Annotated in this window: 18 protein-coding genes and 1 pseudogene; 5 read left to right on the top strand and 14 right to left on the bottom strand. The window is 69.6% G+C overall.

Annotated features, from left to right (window positions below; translation table 11 throughout):
* Positions 1-44: 44 nt before the first annotated feature.
* Both ACFWRT_RS23575 and ACFWRT_RS23570 read right to left on the bottom strand, forming a co-directional pair.
* Positions 45-722: a hypothetical protein gene (locus ACFWRT_RS23575; protein WP_380950104.1), complete on the bottom strand. Its 678-nt coding sequence runs from the start codon at positions 720-722 to the stop codon at positions 45-47.
* Complete coding sequence (locus ACFWRT_RS23570) at positions 715-1,236, bottom strand: SigE family RNA polymerase sigma factor (RefSeq protein ID WP_380950103.1); 522 nt, start codon at positions 1,234-1,236, stop codon at positions 715-717. The genes ACFWRT_RS23575 and ACFWRT_RS23570 overlap by 8 nt, the downstream gene beginning before the upstream one ends.
* Positions 1,237-1,365: 129 nt before the next feature.
* Between ACFWRT_RS23570 and ACFWRT_RS23565 the strand changes: the two are divergent.
* The 3 genes and pseudogenes from ACFWRT_RS23565 to ACFWRT_RS23555 all read left to right on the top strand — a co-directional run.
* Positions 1,366-1,824, top strand: a pseudogene (locus tag ACFWRT_RS23565) (RNA polymerase sigma factor); the annotation flags it as partial.
* Positions 1,825-1,961: 137 nt separating this feature from the next.
* Entirely contained in the window at positions 1,962-2,957 is a 996-nt protein-coding gene (coaA, locus tag ACFWRT_RS23560; protein WP_161267069.1) for a type I pantothenate kinase, read from the top strand.
* Positions 2,958-2,980: 23 nt separating this feature from the next.
* Positions 2,981-3,946 carry a DUF389 domain-containing protein gene (locus tag ACFWRT_RS23555; RefSeq protein ID WP_380950102.1) on the top strand — a complete coding sequence of 322 codons (966 nt, stop codon included), beginning with the start codon at positions 2,981-2,983 and terminating at the stop codon, positions 3,944-3,946.
* Positions 3,947-4,144: 198 nt separating this feature from the next.
* Here ACFWRT_RS23555 and glmM read toward each other — a convergent pair whose 3' ends face one another.
* From glmM to ACFWRT_RS23535, 4 genes are all read right to left on the bottom strand, one after another.
* A complete protein-coding gene (gene glmM, locus ACFWRT_RS23550) occupies positions 4,145-5,503 on the bottom strand; it encodes a phosphoglucosamine mutase (RefSeq protein ID WP_380950101.1) in 1,359 nt (452 codons plus the stop codon).
* 240 nt (positions 5,504-5,743) lie between these two features.
* The gene (gene rpsI / locus ACFWRT_RS23545; protein ID WP_096625078.1) at positions 5,744-6,280 is read right to left on the bottom strand and encodes a 30S ribosomal protein S9; all 537 of its coding nucleotides are present in this window, start codon (positions 6,278-6,280) and stop codon (positions 5,744-5,746) included.
* Positions 6,281-6,324: 44 nt separating this feature from the next.
* Positions 6,325-6,768 (bottom strand): 50S ribosomal protein L13, encoded by a 444-nt coding sequence (gene rplM / locus ACFWRT_RS23540; protein ID WP_018510581.1) that lies wholly within the window; start codon positions 6,766-6,768, stop codon positions 6,325-6,327.
* Between the two features lie 465 nt (positions 6,769-7,233).
* Positions 7,234-8,853: an ABC-F family ATP-binding cassette domain-containing protein gene (locus ACFWRT_RS23535; protein WP_380950100.1), complete on the bottom strand. Its 1,620-nt coding sequence runs from the start codon at positions 8,851-8,853 to the stop codon at positions 7,234-7,236.
* A 66-nt stretch (positions 8,854-8,919) separates the two neighbouring features.
* On the opposite strand from ACFWRT_RS23535, the gene ACFWRT_RS23530 reads away from it, so the two are divergent.
* Entirely contained in the window at positions 8,920-9,783 is an 864-nt protein-coding gene (locus ACFWRT_RS23530; RefSeq protein ID WP_380950099.1) for a hypothetical protein, read from the top strand.
* A 55-nt stretch (positions 9,784-9,838) separates the two neighbouring features.
* Entirely contained in the window at positions 9,839-10,177 is a 339-nt protein-coding gene (locus ACFWRT_RS23525) for a hypothetical protein (RefSeq protein WP_380950098.1), read from the top strand.
* Positions 10,178-10,189: 12 nt separating this feature from the next.
* Here the strand turns inward: ACFWRT_RS23525 and truA are convergent, their stop codons facing one another.
* From truA to map, 8 genes are all read right to left on the bottom strand, one after another.
* Positions 10,190-11,047 (bottom strand): tRNA pseudouridine(38-40) synthase TruA, encoded by an 858-nt coding sequence (gene truA / locus ACFWRT_RS23520; RefSeq protein WP_380950097.1) that lies wholly within the window; start codon positions 11,045-11,047, stop codon positions 10,190-10,192.
* A gap of 90 nt (positions 11,048-11,137) precedes the next feature.
* The gene (gene rplQ / locus ACFWRT_RS23515; protein ID WP_380950096.1) at positions 11,138-11,659 is read right to left on the bottom strand and encodes a 50S ribosomal protein L17; all 522 of its coding nucleotides are present in this window, start codon (positions 11,657-11,659) and stop codon (positions 11,138-11,140) included.
* A 220-nt stretch (positions 11,660-11,879) separates the two neighbouring features.
* Positions 11,880-12,902 carry a DNA-directed RNA polymerase subunit alpha gene (locus tag ACFWRT_RS23510; RefSeq protein ID WP_003966937.1) on the bottom strand — a complete coding sequence of 341 codons (1,023 nt, stop codon included), beginning with the start codon at positions 12,900-12,902 and terminating at the stop codon, positions 11,880-11,882.
* 138 nt (positions 12,903-13,040) lie between these two features.
* The gene (gene rpsK / locus ACFWRT_RS23505; protein WP_003956432.1) at positions 13,041-13,445 is read right to left on the bottom strand and encodes a 30S ribosomal protein S11; all 405 of its coding nucleotides are present in this window, start codon (positions 13,443-13,445) and stop codon (positions 13,041-13,043) included.
* 104 nt (positions 13,446-13,549) lie between these two features.
* Entirely contained in the window at positions 13,550-13,930 is a 381-nt protein-coding gene (gene rpsM, locus ACFWRT_RS23500) for a 30S ribosomal protein S13 (protein ID WP_018510587.1), read from the bottom strand.
* A 195-nt stretch (positions 13,931-14,125) separates the two neighbouring features.
* Entirely contained in the window at positions 14,126-14,239 is a 114-nt protein-coding gene (rpmJ, locus tag ACFWRT_RS23495; protein WP_003956441.1) for a 50S ribosomal protein L36, read from the bottom strand.
* Positions 14,240-14,299: 60 nt separating this feature from the next.
* The gene (infA, locus tag ACFWRT_RS23490; protein ID WP_003956442.1) at positions 14,300-14,521 is read right to left on the bottom strand and encodes a translation initiation factor IF-1; all 222 of its coding nucleotides are present in this window, start codon (positions 14,519-14,521) and stop codon (positions 14,300-14,302) included.
* Between the two features lie 173 nt (positions 14,522-14,694).
* A complete protein-coding gene (gene map / locus ACFWRT_RS23485) occupies positions 14,695-15,531 on the bottom strand; it encodes a type I methionyl aminopeptidase (RefSeq protein WP_380950095.1) in 837 nt (278 codons plus the stop codon).
* Positions 15,532-15,742 lie beyond the last annotated feature (211 nt).

The raw sequence follows: 15,742 nt of genomic DNA, 5'->3' as shown, positions 1-15,742 counted from the left end.
ACTCCCCGTCGGGTGGCCGCCGCCCCATGCCCGGGCCCGACAGGTCAGTCGTTCGACTCCACCGGCGGTAGCTGGATCTCCTGCACCGCGACCCACGCCCCCCAGGACCTCACGGTGACGTCGAGCCGGTCCCCCGTGTCCTCGGCCACCCCGGTGTACTCGCCGTCCGGCTCCCCCACGGCCTTTTCCACCCCGCAGTTGACGAGTGTCGTGTCCAGTTCCTTCATGGCGACGGCGGCCGCGGCCCGGGTCGCGTACTGGGAGACGCGGTACCGGGCGCGGGCGCCGTCCTTGCCCGTGTAGACGCTGGTGAACTGCTGCTCGGGCTTGTCCGCGTCGCCGGACCACGCCCCGCACGTGTTGCCCGGACCCACCTCCGGCAAGGGGTCGGCCTCGGCCTCGTCGTCCGACTCCGGGTGGACGGCTCTCCAGTGCAGGACCTCGTTCGCCAGCAGCTCCGCCGGGTCCGGGGTCCGCACCACCCCGTCGGACATGAACGGGTTCGAGCCCGCCGAGGCCACCTCCGTACCGCCGCCGCCCGACCCCTCCGGCAGCACCAGGCCCGCCCACGCGCCGAAGCCCATCGCGCCGGCGGCCACGACCGCCACCACGGCCACGGCCGCCCGCCTACGGGTCCGGCGACGGTCGCCGCGGGCGCGGACCGCCGCGGCCGGGGCGAGCCGCACGGGGGTGTCGGTCAGCAGTTCCTCGATGTCAGCCATGCCGGGCCATCCCCTCGTCGTCGTACGCGTCCATGGGGGCGAGCCGCTCGCCCAGTTGCCTGCGGGCCCGGCTGAGCCGGGTCCGTACCGCTCCGTTCGTGGAGCCCGTCTCGCGGGCCACCTCCTCCACCGGCAGATCGAGCAGGTGGTGCAGCACCACCGCCCGCCGCTGGTCCTGGCTCAGCCCGCGCAGGGCCGCCACCAGCGCGGCCCGGTCGCCGAGGACCCCCGACGGGCCCGGGTCGTCCGAAGCGGGGCCGTGGCGCAACTGGGCGCGCAGCCGGTTGCGGGTGCGGCGCCAGGCGCTGACCGCGAGCCGGGACGCGACGGTCCGCACCCACGGGAGCGGGTCGCCCTCGCGGGTCAGCCGGTCCCAGCGCTGCCAGGCCCGTGCGTACGCCTCCTGGACCGCGTCCTCGGCCTCCGCCAGGTCGCCGGTCATCGCGTAGACGGTGGCGACCAGGCGTTTCGCCGTCGCCGTGTAGAAGGCGTCGAACTCAGCTTCCTTCGACATCCTGATCCTGACTGTGGTCGTTTTCGGTGGTCGTGCGGGAACCGCCGTCGTTCCGTCCGCCGCTTCCTGTCATAGGCACGCCCGGGCGGCCCGCGATGTTACAAACAGGCCCGGAAGTCCCGCGAACTTTTCCGGACCCGGGGCCGGTACGACACCGACCGCCGGCCGGCCCGGCCCTGGCTGTACGGCATCGCCGCCAACCTGATCGGCAAGCACCGGCGTACCGAGGTACGGGCGCTGAAGGCCCTGTCCCGTACCGGCCACGACCCCGTCGCCGCGTCCTGGAGCGACCGGACCGACGACCGGATCGCCGTACAGGCGCCGCCGGCGGGGGCGCCGGCCTCGCTCTCGCCCGGGGACCGGCACGTCCTGCTGCTCGTCGCCTGGGCCGACCTCGGCTACCAGGAGGTGGCCGACGCGCTGCGCATCCCGCCGGACGCACCGGCCCGGATCGACCGGGCGATGGCCACGGTCGGGGGCGTCAAGGTGACCGGCCACCTGATCCGGGACGCCGCCGGCCGCGAGGTCATCGCCGTGACCCGGAAGTACGACCGGAGCGAGAGCCGGCGCGAGATCCTCAAGCCCTGACCGTACGGCCGTCCCGGCACAGAGCACACCGGCCCACAGTGCACCGGCCTACCGCACACTCGCCTACAGCACACCGGCGGACACCCACGTGACCGAGCCCACCCCCCACTCCGTTAAAACTCCCGCAACAATGAAGGGTGATCACTTCGCCCGCACGGAGCCCGCAGCGCCGCACCGAGCATGCGCCGACCCCCTACGTCGACCTCTCGCGCGACGAGTGGAGCGCCCTGCGGGACAAGACCCCGCTGCCGCTGACCGCCGACGAGGTGGAGCGGCTGCGGGGGCTCGGGGACGTCATCGACCTGGACGAGGTGCGGGACGTCTACCTGCCGCTCTCCCGGCTCCTCAACCTGTACGTCCAGGCCACGTCCGGGCTGCGCGGCGCACTGAACACCTTCCTCGGGGACGCCGGGAACGGGCACGGGGCCCAGCGCGGCACCCCGTTCGTCATAGGGGTCGCGGGCAGTGTCGCCGTCGGCAAGTCCACCAGCGCCCGTATCCTCCAGGCGCTGCTCGCCCGCTGGCCCGAGCACCCGCGCGTGGAGCTGGTGACCACGGACGGGTTCCTGCTGCCGATGAAGGAGCTGCGGGCGCGCGGGCTGACCTCGCGCAAAGGGTTCCCGGAGTCCTACGACCGGCGGGCGCTGACCCGGTTCGTCGCGGACATCAAAGCGGGCAAGGACGAGGTGACCGCACCCGTCTACTCGCACCTGATCTACGACATCGTCCCCGGCGAGCGCCTCACCGTCCGCCGCCCGGACATCCTCATCGTGGAGGGGCTCAACGTCCTCCAGCCCGCGCTGCCGGGCCGGGACGGGCGTACGCGCGTCGGGCTCGCCGACTACTTCGACTTCAGCGTGTACGTGGACGCGCGCGCCGACGACATCGAGACCTGGTACCTGAGCCGCTTCCGGAAGCTGCGCGACACGGCGTTCCAGGACCCGTCCTCGTACTTCCGCAAGTACACCCAGGTCTCCGAGGAGGAGGCGCTGGACTACGCGCGCACCATGTGGCGGACCATCAACAAGCCGAATCTGATGGAGAACGTGGCTCCGACGCGCGGCCGTGCCACTCTGGTCCTCCGCAAGGGCCCGGACCACAAGGTCCAGAAGCTGTCCCTGCGCAAACTCTGACACTTTCGGGGAAGGCGTGCCACGTGCTGCATCTGCGTCTCATCGTGCCCGCCGACACCACCGACGAGGTCGTCGCCCTCCTGGAGTCCACCGTCGGCACCGCCCACCTCGTGGTCCTGCCCGGCGCGGCCCGCTCCCCGGCCGGGGACGTGGTGATGTGCGACGTCGCGCGGGAGGCGGGGGACGAGCTGATCCGTGATCTGCGGGGGCTCGGTCTGGAGAAGTCCGGGTCGATCACCATGGAGAACATGGAGCTGACCCTGTCCGACCACGCGGATCGGGCCGAGGAGGAAGCCCCCGGTGACGGCGCGGACGCGGTGCTGTGGGAGGAGCTGACGGAGGCGACGCATGAGGAGTCGACGTTCTCCATCACCTACGTCTCCTTCCTCGCGCTGGCCACGATGCTCGCCGCCTGCGGGGTGATGCTGGACAACGCGGTGCTGATCGTGGGCGCGATGGCGGTCGGTCCGGAGTTCGGCCCACTGGCCGGGATCTCCACAGCGATCGTGCAGCGCGCGCCGCGGCTGGTGGCACGCTCGCTGTGGGCGCTGATCGGCGGCTTCGCGCTGGCGATGATCATGACGGCGGGGTTCGCCTGGCTGCTGGACGCGCTCGGCCTGTTCGAGAAGTCGATGATCGAGGCGGAACGGCCGATCACCGGGTTCATCTGGCAGCCGGACTGGATGTCGTTCGTCGTGGCGTTCCTGGCGGGCATCGCCGGGACGCTCTCCCTCACCTCGGCGAAGTCCGGAGCGCTGATCGGCGTGGCGATCTCCGTGACGACGGTCCCGGCCGCCGCCAACGCGGCCGTCGCGTTCAGCTACTCCGACTACCAGCAGACCATCGGCTCGGGGCAGCAACTGCTCGCCAACCTCGGCGGGATCGTCCTCGCGGGCACGCTGACGCTGCTGCTGGAGAAGGCGCTGTGGCGGTCCCGCCGCACCCGGAAGCCCCCGGCGAGCACACCGGGGGCTTCGGTACGTCATTGAAGCTTTCGCAGGACGTAGTACGTCCACGGGCTTCGGTACGTCGTTGAAGCTTCCGCAGCACGTAGTACGTCCACGGGCTTCGGTACGTCATTGAAGCTTCCGCAGCACGTAGTACGTCCACGGGCTTCGGTACGTCATTGAAGCTTCCGCAGCACGTAGTACGCCCACGGGGCTTCCGTACGTCGATGAGGCGGCGGCTCAGCCCAGCGCGGACTTCACCACATCGGCCAGCCGGCCCGCGACCGCGCGCGCCTGCTCGATGTCGGCGGCCTCGACCATGACCCGCACCAGCGGCTCCGTACCCGACTGGCGCAGCAGGACGCGGCCGGTGGAGCCCAGCTCGCGCTCCGCGTCGGTCACCGCCGTGGCCAGCTCGGAGGAGGTGGCGACCCGGGACTTGTCAACGTCGGGGACGTTGATGAGCACCTGCGGCATCCGCTCCATGACCCCGGCCAGCTCGGCGAGGCTCCGGCCGGTGGCGGCGATGCGGGCCGCCAGCATCAGGCCGGTCAGCGTGCCGTCGCCGGTCGTGGCGTGGTCCAGGACGATGACGTGGCCGGACTGCTCGCCGCCGAGCGCGAAGCCCTCGGCCTTCATCGACTCCAGGACGTAACGGTCGCCGACCGCCGTCTGGACGAGCTGGATGCCCTCGCGCTCCATGGCGATCTTGAAGCCGAGGTTCGACATGACGGTGCCGACGACGGTGTCCTTGCGCAGTTGCCCGGCCTCCCGCATGGCGAGGGCCAGGACGGCGAGGATCTGGTCGCCGTCGACCTCGTCGCCCGCCGCGTCCACGGCGAGGCAGCGGTCGGCGTCGCCGTCGTGGGCGATGCCGAGATCGGCGCCGTGCTCGACGACGGCGGCGCGCAGCAGCTCCAGGTGGGTGGAGCCGCAGCCGTCGTTGATGTTGAGGCCGTCCGGCGCGGCGCCGATGGTGACGACCTGGGCCCCGGCCCGCGCGAACGCCTCGGGCGAGACCCGGGAGGCGGCGCCGTGCGCCTCGTCCAGGACGACCTTCAGCCCGTCGAGCCGGTTGGGGAGGACGCCGATGAGGTGGGCGACGTACCGGTCGAAGCCCTCGGTGTAGTCGGTGACCCGGCCGACGCCCGCGCCGGTCGGGCGGGTCCACGGCTCACCGGTGCGGTGCTGTTCGTAGACCGTCTCGATCCGGTCCTCCAGCTCGTCGGCGAGCTTGTGGCCGCCGCGCGCGAAGAACTTGACGCCGTTGTCCGGCATGGCGTTGTGACTGGCGGAGAGCATCACGCCGATGTCGGCGCCGAGCGAGCCGGTGAGGTACGCGACGGCCGGCGTCGGCAGCACGCCGACGCGCAGGACGTCCACGCCCGCGCTGGCCAGACCGGCCACGACGGCTGCTTCCAGGAACTCTCCGGAGGCCCGGGGGTCGCGGCCGACCACGGCGGTCGGGCGATGGCCCTCGAAGCTGCCCGCCTCGGCTAGTACGTGCGCCGCCGCGACCGAGAGCCCGAGCGCGAGCTCGGCCGTCAGATCCGCGTTGGCGACACCGCGCACTCCGTCCGTACCGAAGAGTCGTCCCACTGGTGTCCTCCGAAGTGCTCAGAAACCGCGAAAACCAAAGCAAAGCGAAACTAAACAACCACACAAGAACAGCAAAACGGCCGGGCAGGCGGCATGACACGGCCCGTGCGGGAGAGATACGCGCGTGCGGGCCGATGAACGTCTCATGCCGTTATACGCCTGCGGGGCTCGATAAACGAACGCCCCAGCAGCACGGAGTGTGCCGCCGGGGCGTTCGTGTAATGCAGACGAGCAGGCGATTTAGCGCTTGCTGTACTGCGGGGCCTTACGGGCCTTCTTGAGACCGGCCTTCTTGCGCTCGACCGCACGGTCGTCACGCGAGAGGAAGCCGGCCTTCTTCAGCGTGGCGCGGTTGTTGTCCACGTCCGCCTCGTTCAGCGCGCGGGCCACACCGAGGCGCAGGGCGCCGGCCTGGCCGGAAACGCCGCCACCCGAGATGCGGGCGATGACGTCGTAGCGGCCGTCGAGCTCGAGCACCTTGAAGGGCTCGTTGACTTCCTGCTGGTGCACCTTGTTGGGGAAGTAGTCCTCAAGGGTGCGACCGTTGATCTTCCACTTGCCGGTGCCCGGAACGATCCGGACGCGGGCGATGGCGTTCTTGCGACGGCCCAGGCCGGCCGCGGGCTGCGGGTCGCCGAAGCGGCCCGCGAGCGACTCGGAGGTGTACTCACCCTCGACGGGGACCTCGGACTCGAAGGTGGTCACCTCGGCGAAGGTCTCCTCGCCCTCGGTGCCCACCGTGTCGTCAGTGGTCGTCTCAACAGTGGTCTCGGCCACGATGCTCCTCAGATCTTTCTGTATGTCTTAGGGGGTGGCCGGAACTACTGCGCGACCTGGGTGATCTCGAACGGGACCGGCTGCTGAGCAGCGTGCGGGTGCTGGTCGCCCGCGTAGACCTTCAGCTTCGAGATCATCTGACGGCCCAGGGTGTTCTTGGGGATCATGCCGCGGATGGCCTTCTCGACGGCCTTCTCGGGGTTCTTCGCGAGAAGCTCGTCGTAGCGGACCGAACGGAGACCGCCCGGGAAGCCCGAGTGGCGGTACGCCATCTTCTGGGTCTTCTTGTTGCCCGACAGGTGAACCTTGTCGGCGTTGATGATGATGACGAAGTCGCCCATGTCCATGTGGGGGGCGTAGATCGCCTTGTGCTTACCTCGGAGGAGGTTCGCAGCCGTGGTGGCCAGACGGCCCAGGACGATGTCCTGAGCGTCGATGATGTGCCACTGGCGCGTCACATCTCCGGGCTTGGGGCTGTACGTACGCACTTCGTAGCCTTCGCTTCTTCAGTGGATGAGGTCCAGACAACACATGGCACCCCTGAAGCGATCATGCAGCTGGGGCTCACACTGCCGGGACACCGCCCGTATGCGAGCCACTGGTAACTGCTCCAGAGAACCTACGCAACGACAGAGCCGCTACGCATAACAAACGCCGAGACTACCGGCCCACCCCCGGACGGGTCAAAACGCCCCTCAAAGCCCAGCCCCGCCACCCCCTGCCAAGCCCCGCCGGCGCTTGAGGCCACCTTTCCAGCCCAGCCGCACCCCTCCAGCCCCGCCGGCGCTTGAGGCGATCTTTTCCAGCCCCGCCGGCGCTTGAGGCGACCTTTCCAGCCCCGCCGGCGTTTGAGGCGCGGGGGCCCGGGGGCAGCGCCCCCGCAACGGCGCCGCACGACCCCCCGCACCGCACCCGCACCCCGCCGCCCCCACCCCCGCCGCCGACCGCCAAGGTCACCGCACGCGCTGCACCCTCCGCTCATCCCACACCGGCTCCGCCGTCTCCCGCACCACACCGTCCGACCCGAACACCAGATACCGGTCGAACGACTTCGCGAACCACCGGTCGTGCGTCACCGCCATCACCGTGCCGTCGTACACCTCAAGCCCGTCCTGCAGCGCCTCCGCCGACTCCAGGTCCAGGTTGTCCGTCGGCTCGTCCAGCAGCAGCGCGGTCGTCCCCGCCAGCTCCAGCAGCAGGATCTGGAACCGCGCCTGCTGCCCACCGGACAGCCGCTCGAACGCCTGGTCCCCCTGCCGCTCCAGCTCGTACCGCCGCAGCACCCCCATCGCTCCGCCCCGGTCCTTCGCGTGCTCGGACCAGAGGATCTCCACCAGGGTCTTCCCCAGCAGCTCCGGGTGCGCATGCGTCTGCGCGAAGTGCCCGGGCACGACCCGCGCCCCCAGCTTCCACTCCCCCGTGTGCGCCACCGGCTCCCCCGCCAGCAGCCGCAGGAAGTGCGACTTGCCCGACCCGTTGGAGCCGAGGACGGCCACCCGCTCCCCGTAGTAGATCTCCAGGTCGAACGGCTTCATCAGCCCGGTCAGCTCCAGACCCTTGCAGGTCACCGCCCGCACCCCGGTCCGCCCGCCGCGCAGCCGCATCCGGATGTCCTGCTCACGCGGCGGCTCCGGCGGCGGTCCCGCCTCCTCGAACTTCTTGAAGCGGGTCTGCATCGCGTGGTAGCGGTTGGCCATGTCGGGGCTGTTCGCCGCCTGCTGCCGCATCCGCAGGACGAGCGCCTTCAGCCGGGCGTGTTCCTCCTGCCAGCGCCGCAGCAGCTCCTCGAACCGCGCGAACCGCTCCTTGCGGGCGTCGTGGTACGTGGCGAAGCCGCCACCGTGCACCCACACATCGCTGCCCGCCGCGCTCGGCTCGACGCTGACGATCTTCTCGGCGGCCCGGGACAGCAGCTCCCGGTCGTGGGAGACGAAGAGGACCGTCTTACGGGTCTCCTTCAGCTTCTCCTCCAGCCACCGCTTGCCCGGCACGTCCAGATAGTTGTCCGGCTCGTCGAGCAGCAGCACCTCGTCCGGCCCGCGCAGCAGCGCCTCCAGGACCAGCCGTTTCTGCTCGCCGCCACTGAGCGTGCGCACCTCACGCCACTGCGCCTTCTCGTACGGGACACCCAGCGCGGCCATCGTGCACATGTCCCAGACCGTCTCGGCCTCGTACCCGCGGGCCTCGGCCCAGTCGCTGAGCGCCTGCGCGTACGCCATCTGCGCGGCCTCGTCGTCGACGGTGAGAATGCGTTCCTCGGCCACGTCGACGGCCTTCGCCGCTTCCCGGATGCGGGGCTGCGACACCGACACCAGCAGGTCCCGTACGGTCCGCTCGTCCCGCACCGACCCCACGAACTGCGGCATCACCCCGAGCCCGCCGCTCACCGAGACCGTGCCGCCGTGCGGCTGGAGCTCACCGGCCAGGAGCCGCAGCAAGGTCGTCTTGCCCGCCCCGTTGGCCCCGACGAGGGCGACGACGGCTCCGTCGGCCACCCGGAACGAGGCATCGCCGAGCAGCACCCGCCCGTCGGGTAGGTAGTACTCCAGGTGGCCCGCTTCCAGATGTCCCATACAGAGCATTGTCACGGACCGCGAACCGATGGCCCAACCGGATTACGTACCGCCTAGGATTCGCGCATGAGTTCATGGCAAGGGGGGCCCTCCTGGGGGCCAGGGGACAACGGGACTCCGGGGGACGGCGGAACTCCGGACTGGGCCGCGCTCGCCGAGGAGTCCGCCGCGCGGACCCGGCGCAAGCGGTGGCTGATGATCGGCGGCGGGATACTGGCCACCGGCCTGGTCGGGGCGATCGTGGCGACCGCCGTGGTCACCACCGGCGGCACGAGCGATCCGACCGGCAGCGCGAGCGGACTGCCCGCCCCGGCCGACCTTCCCGAGGACACCTCGGCGCCCGAGCCGTCCTTCTCCTCGGTGGCACCGCCGCCCCCGCCGGACCCGAAGGAGTACATATCCAGCGCCGCCAAGGACAAGGCCCCGATCACCGTCGACGGCTTCTTCCCCGGCAAGAAGCTCGCCATGGGTGACCGCGTCCACCTCAAGGGCGCCGTCAACCGCACCACCGCCTGCGCGACCGGCACCCAGGGCGCCCTCGGCGCGGTCCTCACCAAGAACGGCTGCGAGCAGCTCATCCGCGCGACGTACAGCAAGGACGGGGTGGCCGTCACCGTCGGCATCGCGGTCTTCGCCACCGAGGCCCGCGCGAAGAAGACGGTCGACGAGGCCTCCGGCGGCCTCGCCTCCCTCAGCGGCGCGGGCGTGCCCACCTTCTGCCGCGGCGGTACGGTCTGCCGCCGCACGACCAACTCCTATGGGCGGTACGCCTACTTCACCGTCGGCGGCTTCACCGACGGCACCCGCGTCACCCTCCAGGACAAAGACGTCTTCGCGGTCGGCGACGACCTGACGAACTTCGTCTTCCGCCAGATCCACCAGCGCGGCCGGGTCCAGGCGTCACAGGCGGTGGCGGAACCGGCGCAGTAGGGACCGATCCCGGGCGGTGCGCACCACGCAGAACTGAACATGTTCAATAAGGGCCATGAACCTCCTCGGCCTCCGCACCGGCCCCCGCCTCATCGCCGTCGGCTACATCGGCCTGGTCACGGCCGCAGCCCTGGCCTACGAGATCGCCGGGCGGCCGGAGTCCGTGGAGACGGCGATGATCCTGGCCGACTGGCCGGGCGGCATCATCCTGCTGCTCTTCGTGCTCTACCCGCTGGCCCTCCTGACCGGCGACACCGGGGGCACCGAGGAGAGCGGCTTCAGCCTCCTCAACCCCCTCTTCCACGGGGCCGGGGCACTGGTCAACGTCCTCATGGTGTGGACCGTCGTCACCTTCGCACGCCACTTCGCGGCCGAGTGGAGCCGCAGCCACTGAAGGCCCCCGGCCTCAGCAGCACCCCGCGGCCCCCGGCAACGTCCTGACGTTCCGGGCCTCTTCGGCCCGGGCGGCGAGCAACTCGTCCGCCGGGTAGGCCACTTCCTCCAGCGTCAGCCCGTGCGGCCGCACCACGTGCACCCCGGGGTCGCGCACCTTCGCCGCCAGCACCTCGGCGGGCCAGGCGGCCGGGCGCCGCCCGTCGCCGACGAACAGCGCCGCCCCGATCAGCGCCCGCACCATGTTGTGGCAGAACGCGTCGGCCTGCACGGTCGCGGTAAGGACGCCGGACTCCTCGTCCCGTACCCAACTCAGCTTCTGCAGAGTCCGGATGGTCGTCGCGCCCTCACGCTTCTTGCAGTACGCGGCGAAGTCGTGCTCCCCCACCATCAGCGCGGCCGCCTCGTTCATCGCGTCAACGTCCAACGGCCGGTCATGCCACAGCACATGACCGCGCGTCAGCGGGTCCACCCCGCCGGGCCGGTCACCCACCCGGTAGGCGTAACGCCTCCAGAGCGCGGAGAAGCGGGCGTTGAACCCGGCCGGGGCCGGGGTCGCGCGCCAGATCCGTACGTCCAGCGGCAGCCGCCCCGCCAGCCGCCGCAGCAGCTTCTCCTCGTGCTCCGCCCACACCGCCTCCGGCAGGTCCACATGCGCCACCTGCCCCCGCGCGTGCACCCCGGCGTCCGTACGGCCCGCCACCGTCAGGTCGTACGTCACGGCGGACCGGGTCACGGTCCGCAGCGCGTCCTCGATCTCCCCCTGCACCGTGCGCCGGCTGGTCTGCTTCGCCCAGCCGGAGAAGTCCTTGCCGTCGTAGGCCAGGTCCAGCCGCACCCGTACGAAACCGGGCTCCGCCTCGTCACTCACCGCGTCATCCTCTCCCTGCCCCTGCTCAGCAGAACGGGCCCGCACCGCCCCGAAGGGTGATGCGAGCCCGTCCCGTGCTCGTCAGAACGCTCAGGCGTCCTTGGACTCCGCGTCGTCGGCCTTCTCGACCGGCTTGGCGTCCTCGACGGTCTCCTCGGAGGACTCGGCCTTGGCCTCGTCCTTCTTGGCGGCGTCTTCCTTGACCGCGCGCTTCGTCGCGGCCTCGGCCTCACCGGTGGCCTGCTGGGCCACGGTCAGCGCCTCGACCAGCTCGATGACCGCCATCGGGGCGTTGTCGCCACGACGGTTGCCGATCTTGGTGATACGCGTGTAACCACCGGGGCGGTTCTCGTACCGGGGGGCGATCTCGGTGAAGAGCGTGTGGACGATGCTCTTGTCCGTGATCGTCTGCAGCACCAGGCGACGGTTGTGGATGTCGCCCTTCTTCGCCTTGGTGACGAGGCGCTCGGCGACGGGGCGCAGGCGGCGGGCCTTGGCCTCGGTCGTCGTGATGCGGCCGTGCTCGAACAGCGACTTCGCCAGGTTGGCGAGGAGCAGACGCTCGTGCGCGGCGCTGCCGCCCAGACGGGCACCCTTTGCGGGACGCGGCATGGTGATTCTCCTTGTGTGCTGCACCGGCCGTATCAGGTACCGGTGTCAGTTCCCGTGAAGCGGACGCCTCACGGAAGTCATAGCTGCCGAACGGCATCAAGCCCGTCCGGCGTTCGCGCCGGACATCAGCCAGAATCAAACCCGTCCGGCGATTGAGGACAAAGCCTCAGCCCCGGCCCGGGGCACCCTCGAATCCGGGCACCCCCAGCCGGGAGGTGACTCAGTACTGCTCGGTCTCCACGAAACCGGCGTCCGCGTCGTCGTCGGCGCCGAAGGCGTCGGCGGCGGCGGTCGGGTCGAAGCCGGGAGGCGAGTCCTTCAGCGCGAGGCCCATACCGGCCAGCTTCGCCTTGACCTCGTCGATCGACTTCGCACCGAAGTTGCGGATGTCGAGCAGGTCCGCCTCGGAACGGGCCACGAGCTCACCCACGGAGTGGATGCCCTCGCGCTTGAGGCAGTTGTACGAACGGACCGTGAGTTCCAGCTCCTCGATCGGCAGAGCCAGATCGGCGGCGAGAGCGGCGTCCGTCGGGGACGGGCCCATGTCGATGCCCTCGGCGTCGATGTTGAGCTCGCGCGCCAGACCGAACAGCTCGACCAGGGTCTTACCGGCCGACGCCATGGCGTCACGCGGACGCATGGCCTGCTTGGTCTCGACGTCGACGATCAGCTTGTCGAAGTCGGTGCGCTGCTCGACACGGGTCGCCTCGACCTTGTACGTGACCTTGAGCACCGGCGAGTAGATGGAGTCGACCGGGATGCGGCCGATCTCCTGGCCGACCTGCTTGTTCTGGACGGCGGAGACGTAGCCGCGACCGCGCTCGACGGTCAGCTCCATCTCCAGCTTGCCCTTGCCGTTGAGCGTGGCGAGAACGAGGTCGGGGTTGTGCACCTCGACACCGGCCGGGGGCGCGATGTCGGCGGCGGTGACCAGACCCGGGCCCTGCTTGCGCAGGTACATCACGACGGGCTCGTCGTGCTCCGAGGAGACGACGAGCTGCTTGATGTTGAGGATGAGGTCGGTGACGTCCTCCTTGACGCCCGGCACGGTGGTGAACTCGTGCAGGACCCCGTCGATCCGGATGCTGGTGACAGCGGCACCGGGGATCGAGGAGAGGAGGGTACGGCGCAGGGAGTTGCCGAGGGTGTAGCCGAAGCCCGGCTCCAGCGGCTCGATCACGAACCGGGAGCGGAATTCGTCGACGACCTCTTCGGTCAGCGACGGACGCTGAGCGATAAGCATGCGGTGATCCTTCAGTCGTGGGCACCCACTATTTGATGCCCGACAGATGCAACAAGGGTACGGGCGGTACGCCCCGTATGAGGCGTACCGCCCGGACCTGAACGCTACTGACGCACGGCCGTCACCGGCCGTGACGGGTCAGACGCGGCGACGCTTCGGCGGACGGCAGCCGTTGTGCGGCGTCGGGGTGACGTCCTGGATCGAACCGACCTCCAGGCCGGTGGCCTGGAGCGAACGGATCGCGGTCTCACGGCCGGAGCCGGGACCCTTGACGAAGACGTCGACCTTGCGCATGCCGTGCTCCTGCGCGCGGCGGGCGGCCGACTCGGCGGCCATCTGCGCGGCGAAGGGGGTGGACTTGCGCGAGCCCTTGAAGCCGACGTGGCCGGCGGAGGCCCAGGAGATCACGTTGCCCGAGGGGTCCGTGATCGAGACGATGGTGTTGTTGAACGTGCTCTTGATGTGCGCGTGGCCGTGAGCGACGTTCTTCTTTTCCTTGCGACGCACCTTCTTGGCTGCGCCCTGACGACCCTTGGGGGGCATGTCTTGACTCCAGATGGAGAGGGGAGGTGATCGGTCCTACAGCGAAGACCGCTGGTTGCTGCGCCGGTCCGGAGATCCGGTCGGCACAGTGCGTCCGCTGAGGACTACTTCTTGCCCGGCTTCTTCTTACCGGCGATGGCGCGACGCGGGCCCTTGCGGGTACGCGCGTTCGTGCTGGTGCGCTGACCGTGCACCGGCAGACCACGGCGGTGACGAATGCCCTGGTAGCAGCCGATCTCGATCTTGCGGCGGATGTCACCCTGGACCTCACGGCGGAGGTCACCCTCGGTGCGGAGGTTGGCGTCCACGTACTCGCGGATCTTGACCAGGTCCTCTTCGGCCAGGTCACGAACGCGGGTGTTCGGGTTCACGCCGGTGGAGGCGAGGATCTCCTTGGACCGGGTGCGCCCGATACCGAAGACGTAGGTGAGGGCAACCTCCACGCGCTTTTCGCGCGGGATGTCAACACCTGAAACGCGTGCCATTCAATGGCTCCAGTTGTCATGTCGGGGGTCTTCCGCAGTGCCACTCCCGACCGCCGACCCCTCACGGGGAGAGGTGGTACGTCCGGGTCTCCGGCCCCCGCCGGAGGTGTCGTCAGCCGTGGCTTGGACGGGCTCTGCGTATGTACGTGCTTACGTGCGTCGCGCGAAGAACTGCGAGATGCAGGGGGTCGTGCGTCAGCCCTGGCGCTGCTTGTGGCGCAGGTTGTCGCAGATGACCATGACCCGACCGTGACGGCGGATCACCTTGCACTTGTCGCAGATCTTCTTGACGCTCGGCTTGACCTTCATGGGATGTCAGGTTCTCCGGGTCAGTGCCATCACCGCGCCGAAACGGGGTGCGGGCAAGATCTACTTGTAGCGGTAGACGATCCGGCCACGCGTCAGGTCGTACGGAGAGAGCTCCACCACGACCCGGTCATCCGGGAGGATACGGATGTAGTGCATCCGCATCTTGCCGCTGATGTGCGCCAGGACCTTGTGACCGTTCTGGAGCTCCACCTTGAACATTGCGTTCGGGAGGGACTCGATCACGGTGCCCTCAATCTCGATGGCACCTTGCTTCTTGGCCACGCTTCGCCTTTCGAATCGGCTACCTTGATCGGCTCCTTGCGATCCCCTGTCCTACCTGCAGACATACGGATGCACCGGAGCCGACGAGTCAGTCTACGTCAGCGGACTCCAAAAGACGAATCCGTCAAGTTTGCCCACTGCCGGTGATCCTTAGACCTGCCGGAGCGGATACGTCACCCCAGCGGGTCGGGCGCGGCCTCGACTCCGTACTCCGCGAGCTTCGCCCTGCCGCAGTCCGGGGCGGTCAGGACCAGCGGTCCCCGCTCCGTCAGGGCGATGGAGTGCTCCCAGTGCGAGGACCAGGTGCCGTCCGTCGTGATGACCGTCCAGTCGTCGCCGAGGGTCTCCGTACGGGCCGTGCCGAGGGAGACCATGGGCTCGATCGCCAGGCAGACGCCCGGGACCAGCTTGATGCCCTTGCCGCGCTTGCGGGAGACGTAGTTCAGCAGGTGCGGGTCCATGTGCATCTCGGTGCCGATGCCGTGGCCGCCGAAGTCCTCGATGATCCCGTACTTGCCGGTGGCCGGGCGGGGCTGCCGGCGGATGTAGGTCTCGATCGCCTTGGAGATGTCGACGAGGCGGTTGTTCACCTTCATCGCGGCGATCCCGGACCACATCGACTCCTCCGTCACCCGGGAGAGCTCGACCAGCTCCGGAGCGTGACCGGTGCCGACGAAGGCGGTGTACGCGGCGTCGCCGTGCCAGCCGTCCACGATGGCGCCGGCGTCGATCGAGATGATGTCGCCGTCCTTGAGGACCGTCTTCTCGTCCGGGATGCCGTGGACGACGACCTCGTTGACCGAGGTGCAGATGGTCGCGGGGAACCCGCCGTACCCGAGGAAGTTCGACTTCGCCCCGTGGTCGGCGATCACCTTGCGGGCGACCTGGTCCAGGTCCTGCGTGGTGGCGCCGGGCACGGCCGCCTCACGGGTGGCCGCGTGAATGGCAGCGACCACCAGCCCCGCCTCGCGCATCTTCGCGATCTGCTCGGGGGTCTTGATCTGCACCATTGCTCGGCGCCTCTCTGCATCGACGGGATCTGCGGGTGACGGGTGACGGGCCCGCTGCGGTCCCTTCAACGATACGGGCGCAAACAGTCGGCCGCGGGGGCCGGGGGGGGGGGGGCCCGCGGGCCCCCCCGGGGAAGGCGGGTGGCGTATTTAAAAAAAAAAAAACCCCCACAACAAGTAAAAAAAAAGAGAAGAGGCTTTATGGTTTAGA

The sequence above is a fragment of the Streptomyces cyaneofuscatus genome, assembly GCF_042718795.1.
GTDB classification, from domain to species: Bacteria; Actinomycetota; Actinomycetes; order Streptomycetales; family Streptomycetaceae; genus Streptomyces; species Streptomyces cyaneofuscatus_A.
Note: the sequence above shows the minus strand (reverse complement) of the source record. Positions and strands in the feature narration are given on the sequence as shown.